A 14,609-nucleotide genomic window follows, 5' to 3' on the forward strand; every position below is an offset into this window, starting at 1 on the left:
TATCAGGCGTAGCCCGGGCTACGCCCTTTTCAGGACGTTTACATGGCGATATACCGGTTACCTGAGCAGTTGGATCAACTCTCTGACGAACAATCTTCCGAACGACATAGCGTTGCAAAATCGGAACTGGAAGCACTCAATGAAGTGATCAGTTTCGCGGAAGAGCGTCGGCGTTCCGCGAGTGCTTTTCAGCGAAGAGGCTACGAAGAGCTTTATCGGCATGGCTTCGGGAAAACAGTCGTCATTGACACTGAATATTCGGGCCGACAGGTGCTGCGTACCTCCCTGGCGACCTGTGATTACGCCAGCACTACGTTAGGATATGCGACACCCGGCTCGCCAAAGGGACATTTATGTCGAGTTGCCCGGCTTGGACAGGAATTTGAAAGCGAACAATGGGGGCGATATACCATTGTCGAAATCCGTAATTTCGCTCGTTTTAGCGGTATTGAAGCGGCACAGAACATCAAGAATTTTCAGGTCATGGAATCAACGTCAATTGCGGATAAAGGTAAGCAAGGTCTTCAGACTGTAATTAATAATCTGAAACTCTCTTTACAGCGCTGGTATCGACCTAAACATCAGCAAGCCGTTGTGACAGATGTGGCATTGTCACCGCTCTTCGAAAAAATTCCAGCTGGCGGTATCGAGCAGGAGTCGGAAAACTGGTTGGATTTTGCTACTGGACAAGATTATGAGTTGTTCCAGGATGATGCCGAAGAGCAATTAAATCACTACGATATTTATGGTCGCAGCGATGATGACCGTGACGATTATATTGGGCTGAGCAACTATTTCTTTCTTAACCCGACAGAAGAACAACTCAGCGTTATGACTGGCGCGACTACCACGGGCCCCATGCTAGTTGAAGGGGTGGCAGGATCAGGTAAAACCTGTGTCGCGCTTGGGCGTGCGAAAACGCTATGCGACTTAGCCCGTACCCCTGATGAAGAACGGTTTAATGCTGACTTTTTAGATGAAAGCAGTGTGGGATTTGTACGAACGGGAGAGCTGGTAAACTATCTGAAGGCTTCCTGCCAGTCGCTGAGCATCGATAAACTACCAATAGAAGAGTACCGTTCATTGGTTTATCGGCTTAACAATGTTCGCCAGCTTGAGCAGCGCTCCACGTCGACCAGCGTGGAAGGGCAGAAAGTGACTCGCGCTAAGTTTACGAATGTCTCAGAAAATCTTTCCTATGATTTCTCTGCTGAAACAACCATGAACTGGCTTTATGCGTCAGCGCAAGCGATCGGCGCTCTCCTTCAGCTTGAACTGCAAAAACAACTGGCCTCACTAAACATCCCCGCTGAGCTACTCAAAGCGCGTTTCCTGGCGGAAACTAACGCCGGAAATGCCTTACTGGAACTCGTGAAACGGAGCCTGGCATCAGATTATGCTTCTCTTTTCAATCAGCTCTCCGGGCATTCTGGCGACGCTTTTGCACTGGATAACCTTCTGAGCCGGTTGGTCAATGCACATGAGAGGATCGAACGTGATTTGTTTGATAAGAATACGCTCTGGATGCATCCGTCTGAGGAAAAATGGCTGATTGTAAAAGAGGCTAAAGCGGCAGTAACAACCCTGCGTGAAATGAGCGTGGTGTTAGTCGTTGTCGAGCGGGTCCGTGATGAGAACGACCGAATTCGCCCAAAGGCGACGGAGATATTGATTGAAACATACACCGATTTGCTCAACATTTTTGCGCAAAACGGCAGCGTGCGAAGCGAAGATGGTCTGAGCGTTTATTCCGTTGAAAATGCAGAAATTATTTGGGAATGTCGCACCGATCTTAAACTGGTGTGTGATATTCCATCGGTGGTGAATAGCATCAAAATCACGTGGGCGAAAGATTTTGACGCGGTCAACATCCATCTTATCAACCAAAAGCTGTGTGGTATTAACCAGAAACGCATTTTTTCGTTGTCGGAGTCGAACCCCTTTGTACGCAAAATTGAAGTGGGTGAAGAGAAAACGCAAACCTCTCTCGCAGTACGGCTTCGCTCTCAGATGCAACGGATTTATAGCTCGTGGCAGTTTGCCGATCTCTATCGGGATGCGTTGCTCTCCTTCCCGCAATACTGGCAGGACTACCCGCATGTGAGTCAGGCGTCAGAACGTCTGAAAGCGAAATTACTGGCAGATCATGACAAAGATATTCTGTTAGCGCTTGCTCAAATCATAACGCGCGGTGCGCAATCCAGTCGGCTTGCTCCACGCTTGCAGGAACAGCCTTGGTATCCTTCTGTTTTTATTGATGAAGTTCAGGATTTTACAGAAGTGCAGGTTTTCCTGATGGCTCAACAGGCCGATCCGAAATATCACGCGGTAACGCTAGTGGGGGATATGCATCAGCAGCTAGGCCGTGGGAATGTTCACGATCTTGATGCCTGTTTCCCTTACCATTCATTGACAAAATTCCTGCTAAAAGAAAATAAAAGACAGGAACGAGAGCCACAGCTGGCGGCGACGTCGATGCTCTTTCGCGCGTTAGTTCAGAACGATAGTCGCTTGCAGCAGTTGGCAGAGCAGCTCACTCTCTGGCGAGAACAAGCGCAAAACGGGACTAGTAAAAAGTTCATCAACCAGCCTTTCGATAACATTGATGCTGAATTGGTCGATCTCATTAGTGAACAACCTCATGGGCGGACTATTGCTGTTATCTGTCCAGACCTGGCTCTAGCCCGGGAACTGGAGGTGCGTGTACGCAATGATTTGATTCAGAAGTCTTCAAGGACTCCGCGCGTTGCAGAACATATCGATCTCGCCCAAAAGTATCAGGTTCATTTCTCCTGTGCTGAGAATGTCAAAGGCCTGGAGTTTGATACCATGATTTATGTTGGGCTTGAGAAAATAGACTGGGCTAATCCACAAGAGCTCAACAAAGTATATGTAACGATATCAAGGCCAAGGAAGCGGCTGATTATGTTTGGTAATCAATATGATTTACCCGACACTGTCGCAACATGTTTACTTACTTATTCTGAACGCAGGAGCGCCTGATGCTGCCTTCCGTTGTCAGTCGGCAGGTTGCCGACAGCGTTGCATCCTTTTTACGGGCAGCCTTCCCGCTTAACAGCCCGCTGTTTAATGGTGAAGAAAATAATAAAGTCTCGATGCTGGAGCAATTTCTGGCCCAGCCGGAAACGTTGCTGAAAGGACCGTATCTTTCCGCTCAGCTGCCGTTTCGTAAAAGTGACTTATCGCTGAATTTCTTCCCCAACTTGACGCTGCCGTTCCCACCGCATGCGCATCAGGCGCAGGCGTTCCAGCGCCTGGGTATCGAGACGCCTCAGCCGACGCTGGTGGCGACCGGGACGGGTTCCGGTAAAACGGAATGTTTTATGTTCCCGCTGCTTGACCATTGTGCTGGGGCACCAGGGGCCGGTGTTAAAGCGATCATCATTTATCCAATGAACGCCCTGGCAACCGATCAGGCCAGCCGTTTCGCTAAAACCATCGCCAGCGATCCGCAACTACATGGCAAAGTGACTGTCGGCCTGTTTGTCGGCGACAGTGAAATCGAGCCCAGCAAAAAGATGTCTGCGGATAAAGTCATCACCTGCAAACATACCCTGCGTGAGAATCCGCCGGATATCCTGCTGACCAACTATAAGATGCTGGATTACCTGCTGATGCGCCCCGGCGATCAGAAGCTCTGGCGCTATAACCAGCCTGGGTCACTGCGTTATCTGGTGGTGGATGAACTGCATACGTTTGATGGTGCGCAGGGGTCGGATCTGGCCTGTCTGGTGCGCCGCTTAAAGCATCATATTGGTGTCGATGACAAGCGTTTTGCCTGCGTGGGGACGTCGGCTACCGTAGGTGACGAACTGGGACAACTACTCGATTATGCGAAAACGATCTTTGATCAGCCATTTGGTGATGACGCGGTTATTCGCGAAGATCGCTACACGGCGGCAGAGTATCTGCAGGGCTATACCATTGAGTACAGTCAGTATCCGGGCCAGGAGACCAGCGCTGTGCTGGATCCGCAAGCGTACGCCAGCCCGGTAGACTATCTGAACGGACAAATTCCGCTGTGGTTCCCGGATAGTTCACTGCAATTACCTGCCGATCTGGACAGCGATCTCGGACGTGAAAAGCGTATTGAGTTGGGCTCATTGTTACGTCGCCACAGCATCCTGCACGTACTCCTTGAGGATTTGCAGGGGGGAATTTTGTCGGAACAGCAGTGCCTGGAAAATCTCCAGGTGATGCTGGCGGAAAGCGCCGGGCATGCAACCCGCGTGCTGCAAAGCATTCTGGCACTAATTGCCCAGGCACGCCTGGAGGTTCCAGAAAAACAGGAAGATCGGGAAAAGCGCCTACAGGCGAACAAAGCGCGTCCCGTTCTGCCTTTTGTGCAACTACGTTCTCAGCTGTGGTTGCGCGAGATGCGCCGCCTGGTTGCCAGCGTGTCAAAAACACCTGAGCTTGTTTTTGCTGATGATGTCGCGGTGGAAGATCGCGAACATTATCTTCCCGTTATTCACTGTCGTGACTGCCATGCTACCGGGTGGGCGAGCCTGCGCCATGGTCAGAGCGTTCAACTCGAAACTGATCTGGACGGTATTTATCGTCAGTTCTTCGAAAAAGGCCGTTCTATTGTACTGGCCTTCCCGGATAACAACGATAAACCTGTCAGCGGTGTTCACCAGAAGCTGTGCCCTTCCTGTTTAAAGCTCAATAAGCAATCTAACGTGCAGTGCGGGCATTGTGGCCATACTGGTCTGCTACAAGTACTTATCCCGGATATGCTCAAAGAGCGTAAGGATGAGCTGGAATTTGCCAACGAATGCCCGTACTGCAACAGCAAACAGGGTATTTCGATTCTTGGGTCACAGGCAGCCAGCCTGTCGGCGGTGATGATCCATCAGCTTTATGGCAGCCAGTTCAACGAACATAAAAAGCTGATTACGTTTTCTGACTCAGTGCAGGATGCCGCACACCGCGCCAGCTTCTTTACCGCCCGAACCTGGCCGTTGATGGTCCGTGGACAAATCGCCAGCGTGTTGGGTGAAAAAGAAACGTTACCGTTGGATGCCTTTGCGGCACGCGTCTGCCAGCAGACGCGTGAACGTTCACCGGATGATGCTCATTTTGCCGCGAGCTTCATCGCGCCCAACATGCAGTGGATGAATGATTACCAGACGCTGAAGAACGAAGGCCAGCTGGCAGAGAGTTCCGATTTACCGGAGCTGGTTTCTCTTCGTCTCGACTGGGAGGTATACAGCGAATTTACTCTACGCGCTCGAATTGGCCGTACGCTGGAGGCCACTGGTTACGCTGCTGCAGGAATTGATATTGCGCGTTTCAATGCAGCGATAACGGCTCTTCACCAACAGCTTGTCGAAGAGCTGAGTGATGAAATGGTTGGGGTTAGCGTTGAGCAGGTGGCACATTTGGTGATTGGTGTCCTCTGGCATCAACGGCAGGCGGGAGCTGTTCTGCATCAGGCGTTCGAAAGTTATCGGCGTGAGGGTAAGACCTTTATGATGACGCAGAAGGGGCAAACTTCGCGCTATATGCCGTCTATTGGCCCGAAAACGCGTAAACCTGCTTATGCATCATTTGAAAAAATAAATGGCTTCCATCGTCTGATTGGCGCAAAGTCTAACCCCAGCTGGTATCAGCATTGGATCAACCGCACGCTCAGCAACGGCAATAATCTGTTTATCAGCAGCCTGGCCGAGACGGTTTTACGACGTCTGTTTGCGACACTGAAAATGGCCGGGTTGGTAAAAGACTTCGACACAAAAGGCAAAGAAGCTTGGGGGCTAGTACCTTCGGCGCTGGTGGTAAGCCGGGATGTTGTTCAGCTAAACTGCTCTTGCTGTCGTGAGGTTGTTCGTGCACCGGCCGATCAGGGGTGGCACTGGCGAAACGCACCATGTCTTTCTCTGCGCTGTGAGGGGCACTATCAGGAAGTTGAAAATACAGTGACCTGGCACTGGGATAATATGGACATCGCGCGTGTTCAGGGGGCAGAGCATACCGGATTACTGAGCCGCGAAGATCGTGAGGCTACGGAACAATCGTTCTACCGTGGTAGTCAGCCATGGAATGTCAACCTGCTTTCGGCAACACCGACGCTGGAGATGGGGATCGATGTGGGTGATCTTTCTACGGTATTACTCTGTTCTGTTCCACCCGCGCAGGCTAATTACTTACAGCGTATTGGTCGTGCCGGGCGTAAAGACGGCAATGCGCTTAACATCACGGTGGCTGAGGGGAACCCGCACGATCAGTTCTTCTTTGAAGAGCCTCTGGAGATGATGCAAGGGCAGGTACAGGCTCCTGGAGTGTTCCTGAACGCAACGGCTATTTTGGAGCGTCAGTTGGCCGCATTCTGCATGGACAACTGGGTGAAAACAGGTGTTCCGGCATCTGCTATCAGCAAAAACGTGAAACAGATGCTGGACGGGCTGGAGTTTGGACACAAGTCTGGGTTCCCTTATAATTTCCTGAGTTACGTCGAACAGCATTATGTGGATATTGCTCAGCAGTTCTCGTCCATCTTCCCTGATCTTACGGAAGACACACGTCTACAGCTCCTGTCATATTTGCAGGGGGCACCAGGGCAGCGTTCTCTGGTTCAACGTATCGAACAAGCATTAAAACTACTGATGGAGGACCGCAAATCGTTGCGTTCCCGGATTGATAAGCTCAAGCGCAGTATCGATAAGCTTGAGAGCGATCCGCACGATCAAAACTTTGACAGCGATATGCGCGAGTTGACTTCGGAACGTCAGGCGCTGATGACGCTGGTGAACCAGATCAATAATAAGCAAACGCTCAATTTCCTCACCGATGAAGGATTACTTCCCAACTATGCCTTCCCGGAGGCCGGTATTACGCTGCGTTCTGTGCTGTGGCGGCGCAAGGACGGTGGGGAAACGCGTGAGTATCAGAACACGACCTACGAATACGAACGTCCGGCTTCAACGGCGCTGGCTGAACTTGCCCCGTTGAATAACTTCTATGCGGGCGGGCATAAAGTTGAAATCGAACAGATTGATCTGAAAGTGTCTGAGCCTGAAAACTGGCGTATTTGCAGCCACTGTAACTACAGCGAGAATATCGATCAAACCGGCGATCAGCATAAATACTGTCCAAAATGCGGCACGCCAGGTTGGGCTGATGCCGGGCAAAAAACGACGTTACTGAAGCTTCGCCAGGTTTATGCCCGCTCAAGCGCCCGTGACAGCCAGATCAGTGATGAGAGCGATAGCCGAGAACCGGCATTCTTCCAGCGACAGCTGTTGGTCAGCTTCGAAAAAGAGGATGTATCGGCCGCTTATGCTATTGATGAAGGAGAAATCCCGTTTGGCTTTGAGTTTTTGAGCAAAGTGACTCTGCGAGATATCAACTTTGGCAAAATGGCGGATGATGCCAATGAGCTGATGATCGCAGGAGAGGCAAAGAAACGCACCGGGTTTAAAGTTTGCCTCGGCTGCGGCATGGTGCAGCGCCCTCGCGATCATGAACCACGTCATGACCTGAGCTGTAAATATCGCGTTGAACCCGAAAAAGCGAAGTTTGAAGATTATCTCTACCTTTATCGGCAACTGGAATCTGAGGCATTGCGTATCCTGCTGCCAGTGACCAGCTACAGCAACGATCGCGTGGTGGAAGCCTCCTTGGGGGCAGCCATTCAGCTTGGGCTCAAACATTACTTCAAAGGTAACGTGGATCACCTGAAAGGCGTGGTGTATCGCGAGCCGGAAAATGAGGGCGAATCCTGGCGTCAGTATCTGGTGATTTACGACACCGTACCAGGAGGGACCGGCTCACTCAAAGAATTGATGCGTACACCTGACAACCTGCTGAAATTACTTGAGCTGTCCTACAAGGCGCTAGTGGAATGCAGCTGCAACCATGATACGCATAAAGACGGCTGCTATCGCTGTGTTTACGCTTATCGTGACCGCGGGCGTATGAAGTATGTATCAAGAGATCAGGCGCGTCTCTTACTGGCGAAAATCCTGAAGGCCAGTGCTTCTATACGCGTTATTGATTCCATCAAAAACATTTCGCTTGATGCCATGATGGGGAGTGAACTGGAAAAACGGTTCATTCACTGCCTGCAGGATAACAAAAATCTTATCGTGAGCCGGAGTTATGCCCATCAGAACGCAGGCTGGATTATTAATACCCGTACAGAACCAGCGATGAGCTGGCATCTCAAAGCACAAGTTGATTTAGGCGTTAAAGAAGGGGTAGGTATCCTCTGCCGACCAGATTATGTGCTCTACCCCCTAATGCTGTCAGAGAAGATAAAACCGGTAGCAATTTTCCTGGATGGTTTTGCATTCCATAAGGATAGCGTGTCGGATGATGTCCAAAAACGGCAGGCAATTAAAGACAGCGGGAATTTTTGGGTATGGACAGTGACCTGGGCAGACCTTCAAGAACAAGGACTGAAACATGTTCAGGATGTCATGGGGCTTGGGCATAACCCGGATATGAAACAGCCTAAGTTTTATAACCCGTTCCATGATACAAACTTTGCGACGCTTGAAGGTTCATTCAGGGAGAGAAACAGTTTCACACTGCTACTTGATTATCTCTCTGATCCCGGTAATAAAACTCTGCTATGGCAGAAAATGGCCGCTGCTTATGCCTGGGTGTGGCTGGATCCTAAAAAGTCGCAGGATACCGGATTCAAACAAAAGTACGCCTATGAAATGCAGGAGAATGCTCCCGCTTATCGGTTGAATGCACTTTTGCCTGATGAACCATTTGTATTTGGCGGTTTACTGGATAGCTGTAGCTCATCACAACAGTTCATTGAGCTTGCAGCTGTTGTACCGCAACAAGCCATTAAATCAACGACAAGCATTGAACAAATGCGAAATTGGTTGAGGCTGCATATTTGCTTTGACGATCGTTATTCCCAGGATGATGGCTATGAAGCCGGATTTAACGGTTTCTGGCGGATGGTGAATTTACTGCAGTTCTTGCCAGATATGACATTCACCAGCCGTAAAGCGGTCCATTTACCGCAGAAGCCTGAAGCGGTAAAAATGCAGACTTCGGTGGTAGTGGATATTCAGCCTGACGAGAGCTGGGCGGAGATACTTGAGTTTGGTTTATTGAGCGCAGAAGAAATCGCTTTGCTTCAGTCGTTATCACTATCGGCACCGACAGTCGGATATGAATTGCAGGATGACGATGGCGAAATTATTGCAGAAGCCGATCTCGCCTGGCCATTACAAAAGCAAGCCTTGATTATTGATAATCAGGACTTTACTGCTTTATTCGAAAGTAAGGGTTGGCACGTTGTTTTCGGGCCAATTGACGAAAATACATTGCAGCATCTGTCCGGAGGTGACAAATGACGATTCCAACGCCAAAGGTGGCACTTTCTGATGGTTTTCTGGGGGCTTTTGCGCGGATTCCTAAAGCGCAGCAAAAAAAGGTCCAGGAATTCATCTCTAAGTTCCGCCAGGATCCGACGAGTAATGGGCTGAACTACGAAAAGCTCCACGATGCACGCAGCAATAACGTGCATTCCGTGCGTATTGACCAAACCTACCGTGGGATCGTCCTGAAACCTGAGCAGGGTGCTCTGTATATGCTGATGTGGGTGGATAAGCACGACGAAGCCTACGACTGGGCGCGGCGGCACGAATGTGCGATTCACCCGGTAACCGGTGCGATTCAGGTGATTGATACCAGCTATATCAAACCTACCCCCGAGCCGACTGTTGTTGATAAACCCAAACTCTTTGCTGCTTATACGGCAGAGCAGATCCTCGCGCTGGGTGTTCCTCCTGTGTTTATTGAGCAGGTGATGGCTCTTGTGGATACCACAGGACTGAATCAGCTGGAAAGCGTGATGCCTGCGGAAGCCTGGGAACCCCTACACTGGCTGGCAGAAGGTCTGGATTACCAGGAAGTGCTGGAGGAGTTTAACGATCACCGTGATGAGCCTGTTGATACCAACGACTTTATTGAGGCAATTGAGAGAAGTAAACGTCGTTTCCATGTCGTTGAAAATGAACAGGAGCTACTGCAAATGCTCAATGCGCCACTGGAAAAATGGCGTGTATTCCTGCACCCGAGCCAGCGAAAACTGGTGGAGTCTCCGGCAAATGGTCCGGTGCGAGTATTAGGTGGTGCAGGTACGGGTAAAACAGTTGTTGCGATGCATCGTGCACGTTGGTTGTCCCAACGCCTGGCCGATAAACCCGGTAAAAAAGTTCTGTTCACAACCTTCACCCGTAACCTTGCGGCGGATATTCGTGCCAACCTCCAGCGTTTGTGTAGCCGTGAGGAGATGGCGCGTATTGACGTTGTTAACATTGATGCCTGGATGAGCGAGCAGCTTAAACGCCATGGATATGATTTCCGCGTGGTCTATGACAGCGATGAAGGGCGACGTAAATGCTGGAACTATGCCTTGCAGCAAGTCCCTGCTGAATTGGGATTACCGGATAACTTTTATTCTGAGGAGTGGCAACGTGTTGTTCAGCCGAATGCGGTTTACAGCCGTGAAGAATATCTGAAGGTGAGCCGTGTTGGTCGTGGCACGGCATTATCCCGTATTCAGCGTGCGAAAATCTGGCCTGTGTTCGAAGAGTTCCGGGCACAAATGGCGCGAGCCAAACTGCGAGAGATGGGTGATGCCATGCATGAGGCTATCATTCTGTTTAAAGAAAAACAGGTGCAATTGCCTTATAGCAGTATCGTAGTCGATGAAGCTCAGGATATAGGCGCACCGGCCTTTACCCTTATTCGTAGCCTGGTTCCAGAGTCTCCTAACGATCTCTTTATCGTGGGTGATGGACATCAGCGTATTTACCGCAATAAAGTCGTTCTGGGTCAGTGTGGGATTAACGTTCGAGGGCGCCGTAGTAAAAAACTGAAAATTAACTACCGGACTACAGAAGAGACGCGACAGTTTGCTGTCGGGTTGTTAACCGGAGTTAAGGTTGACAACCTGGATGGTGAAACTGATGCCAGCAACGATTATTTATCATTGCTTCATGGTGAAAAACCCATGATTACTCATGCTTCAGATTTTAAGGAAGAGGCTGAGACGATTATCAAGCAAATTCAGGCGTTGTTAGCCAATGATGTCCGTTCCCAGGATATCTGCATTACTGCTCGTACGAAGCATGCTTACGAGCGTTATGCTTCTGCTCTGAATGATGCTGGAATCGAGACCTATAATTTAGGTCAGGATAGTGGTGATAGTGATCAACGCCTTGGTGTGCGTATGGCAACTATGCACCGCATTAAAGGGTTGGAGTTCCAGTATGTGTTCCTTACGGGCATCAACGATGGTGTTGTGCCGGAAGTCAAAGCAATTGAATCTGATGACCCTGTTGAACAACGTGATGCTTTATTTAATGAACGTGCTCTACTCCATGTTGCAGCAACCCGTGCGGTAAAAGGGCTGTTTGTTTCTTCATACGGTGTACCTAGTTCATTATTAAATTTATAATAATATGCCATCTTACTAAGGCCGGGAGAGCTTCCTCTCCTCGGCCTATTTAATCATGCTCGTCTTACTCGCCCAACTTTGGGGCAAGTAATTCTCGAGAAGAATCTAGATTTAATTAAACAGCAACGCTGTAATTCGTTTTTAATCGATAGTGGCCTCTTTGACCTCCAACTTCACCATCAGCTCCTTGTTCACCTCTTTCCCATCCACTCCGCTATGAATCCGTCGATGGCAAGTTGGGCAGATGGCGCCCACCCACTGCGGGTGATCGGGGCCTTCGTCGGCTAGGCGTTTAGTGTGATGGGGTTCGAGGTAGGGCTCGCCGTTCCTTTTCATGAACGGTGCAGGTTGGTCGCAGGCTTCGCAGATGCCATTGGCGCGCTTGAGCACGTATTTTTTTACGTCTTCGCTGCGTTTGAACCAGGATTTTTTGCTGTCGCTCTGTTGGCGCTGGCCAGATTGCTGTGAGGACTGCAATGCCTTCTTGCGTAACTGTTCGAGCGTTTCTGTCTGCGTATCGGCTTCATCGGTTTCTGCTTCTTCTTCAACCGCGTGCAGTGACGAGACTTTGAACAGGTTAAAGGTAATGCCTTGCCGCATGTTATTTTCGAAATCTAAGCACTGAATGTGATCCCAAGAATCGCACTCAAACATGCCAAGATAGCGAACGCCCTTTTCTTTCTTGTTGTCTTCGAACAGGAAGATGTCTTTGCCGTCTTTTTTATGGTCGCGGATGGATTTATTACCCCGAATAAATTCCATAGGGCCTTTTTGGCCTTCCCCCGTATAAGAGAAGCTGCCTTCGGCTGTCCATCCATCTTTATAGCCGTAGGTTTCGCCGCTTTCTCCAGTGAAGATAAAGATCACCGGGAACTCCCGCGGGGTCCAGATACCGCCTTGCAGCTGCCCGCCGTAGATCTCGATAAGCGCTTTGCGTGTGTACAGTTTGCCTTCGGTTAAATAGTCAAAAGGGTGCGGCGTTTCGACAATCTCAAAACCGAGATCTTTGAGAAATTGGATGGCTTTTTCCGTTCCACTATCGGCATTGATTCCTTTAAACGGATAGCCATGCTGCTCACTGTATGCTCTAGCGGCAATGCCTCGGATATCGTACTTCTCGCCATTATAATGAAGGGTGTATTTTTTAAATCGTTTTATTTCATGTTGTTTTAAGAACGCATCTCGGCCAATTTTTTTATATTCTTCGATGGCTTTTAAAACGGATTCTTTTGAAGATAACGCCTCTATTGCAGTTGCCAAAATCACTCCCTCACATTACCGAGTCGGCTCTGGGCAATGTGCTTGCTGACGAGAGCAGTATGCATCAATACCCAGCAGTTAACTCATCGATTTACCGAATGCGTTAACTATGCCAGGTAGGGGCGGAAATGCCTACCTTGATGAATGCTTTTGTTGTGATATGTCAGTCAGATCTATTGGAAATCGTGGGTGGGAAGGGCGATGAGCATCGCCCTGATTGCCATTTACGTTAGCCGCAGGCTTTCATCTCCCGCAACGCCCGCCCGTAAAGATTACATAGCGCAGGAACCAGATGTGCCGTAGCGTTGAGATATCGATTCATCTGCTCCCAGCCTTCGGCATCCAACTGTGGGTGCTTTTGCAGTAAATGGCCGAACAGCATCAGCCCGTGGCACAGCCCTTCAGCCTGTTCGGCAGAGAGTGCTGCTAAGTCTAAAAGTTCTGAGGGATTGAAAGCGCTAAGCTCGAGGTGGTTAAACAGTTGGCGATAGAGGGTAAGGGTGTTGGGGATGGTTTCAGAAGCGTTGGGTAAGTTTGTGTTTTCCATATCGGCTATTTCCATTGGGAGAGAAATACCGCTACCAGAAGAGACGCTAAACTCGGGTGGTAGCTCGAACGGCGTTAGCGTACCGGCCCCAACGGATACCGGCCTTCCCGGAGAAAGCACCGTCCGAGCCACCATTGTTTGGGTGCGCATCGGCATGCTTGAATTTATACCATATTCGAACAGGGTTGGGGGATTCGGAACGCTAACTCCGGCTGCGGATTTTGCCGCAGCGGAAAAACTATAGCGTTATCAGTAAAAGGAAAAAATAAGCTGTATGGAATTACAGTTTGTTTGCTTTCAGCATTGGAATACAGATCGCAGTTATTTATGGTGCTCTTTTATATTTGTAATGTTTTCTATATATAGTGAATATAATTCATGGCATTCCATTCTCTAAATGAATGTTATGCTCAGTAATCCTCTATTCGCGCTACGAAGTGTTACCCGTTCCAGTATTTATCCTTTTCCGGGCTTATGTTAATCATAGGGTTTTGCTAATTCATGGATGAACGAACATGGCGAATGAAGATGAGCTGCGCGTTGCCCTATCGCCGGTGCAGCTTGCGGCGGTATTGTCTGATGCAAGTGTCACTGAAGGCGAAACGCTCAGTAATCGTCTGCTAGGCGGTTTGGGGCTTGCCGGTGGTGTCGTTGAGCTGATGGGGGCGGGAGTATTGTGCTATGCGCCGGATCCGACGTTTATCACCAAAATCGGGTGTGTGGTGGTGGGAACGCATAGCCTGGACAGCATCAAGGCCGCTTCCAATCAGATGATTACCGGGCAGCCAACGACGACTGACACTTATCAGTCTGCCGTTGTGTTGGCGCAAGCATTGGGTGCCGATAGGGAAACGGCCTATAACGTCGGTTTAACGGTCGATATTGCCGTACCTTTTGTCTTTGCCGGAGCGGTTGGCGCTGCCAGAGTCGCATCCGTGCGTATGGGGCGGGTTAAGCTGGTTGAGCATGAGTCCGTTAGCGGTAAATATCCGGGCGGGCACACATTGGCTCGGCATATCAACATAGCTCCGGAAGCGCTTATTGCCAGGCTAGCCAGGCGCCCGAAACTGATCGCAGCAAGCACATTCAGATCGGTAAAGGAGGCCGAAAAGTATGTTTCTGTTACGGTAAAGGCGAACCGTGCAGATATTATGAATTGGGTAAAGTACGCGTCTCCCGGCAGCCGTTTGAGTGTGTATCACAATTTCACAGAATCAGTGGGTTATGGGGTATTACGCGGCAGTACTGACGTCTATCAATGTCACCGGGTTGGCGTTGTGATTGAATTTACCCGCTATAATGGCAAACCTTACTTTATCCTTAGCGCTTTCCCTGCGAGATAAGCCG

Annotated in this window: 6 protein-coding genes; 4 read left to right on the top strand and 2 right to left on the bottom strand. The window is 49.7% G+C overall.

The features are described from left to right. Positions 1 to 42 precede the first annotated feature (42 nt). Genes D7I37_RS09765 through D7I37_RS09775 form a run of 3 tightly spaced genes read left to right on the top strand, consistent with a single transcriptional unit; the run spans position 43 to position 11,455 of the window. Positions 43 to 3,003, top strand: coding sequence for a hypothetical protein (locus D7I37_RS09765; RefSeq protein WP_129543617.1), 2,961 nt, complete (start codon positions 43 to 45; stop codon positions 3,001 to 3,003). Beyond that, positions 3,003 to 9,344, top strand: coding sequence for a DEAD/DEAH box helicase (locus D7I37_RS09770; protein ID WP_129543618.1), 6,342 nt, complete (start codon positions 3,003 to 3,005; stop codon positions 9,342 to 9,344). The genes D7I37_RS09765 and D7I37_RS09770 overlap by 1 nt, the downstream gene beginning before the upstream one ends. Continuing rightward, positions 9,341 to 11,455, top strand: a complete 2,115-nt coding sequence (locus D7I37_RS09775; protein ID WP_129543619.1) for an ATP-dependent helicase — start codon at positions 9,341 to 9,343, stop codon at positions 11,453 to 11,455. Before D7I37_RS09770 ends, D7I37_RS09775 begins: the two co-directional genes overlap by 4 nt. 141 nt (positions 11,456 to 11,596) lie before the next feature. Here the strand turns inward: D7I37_RS09775 and D7I37_RS09780 are convergent, their stop codons facing one another. Then, positions 11,597 to 12,715, bottom strand: coding sequence for an HNH endonuclease signature motif containing protein (locus tag D7I37_RS09780; protein WP_129543620.1), 1,119 nt, complete (start codon positions 12,713 to 12,715; stop codon positions 11,597 to 11,599). A gap of 229 nt (positions 12,716 to 12,944) precedes the next feature. After that, positions 12,945 to 13,262, bottom strand: coding sequence for a hypothetical protein (locus D7I37_RS09785; RefSeq protein ID WP_129543621.1), 318 nt, complete (start codon positions 13,260 to 13,262; stop codon positions 12,945 to 12,947). A gap of 515 nt (positions 13,263 to 13,777) precedes the next feature. Here D7I37_RS09785 and D7I37_RS09790 point away from each other — a divergent pair. Further along, a complete protein-coding gene (locus D7I37_RS09790) occupies positions 13,778 to 14,605 on the top strand; it encodes an RNase A-like domain-containing protein (protein ID WP_129543622.1) in 828 nt (275 codons plus the stop codon). Positions 14,606 to 14,609: the final 4 nt, after the last annotated feature.

Source organism: Serratia sp. 1D1416, assembly GCF_003641105.1.
Lineage (GTDB): Bacteria > Pseudomonadota > Gammaproteobacteria > Enterobacterales > Enterobacteriaceae > Serratia > Serratia ficaria.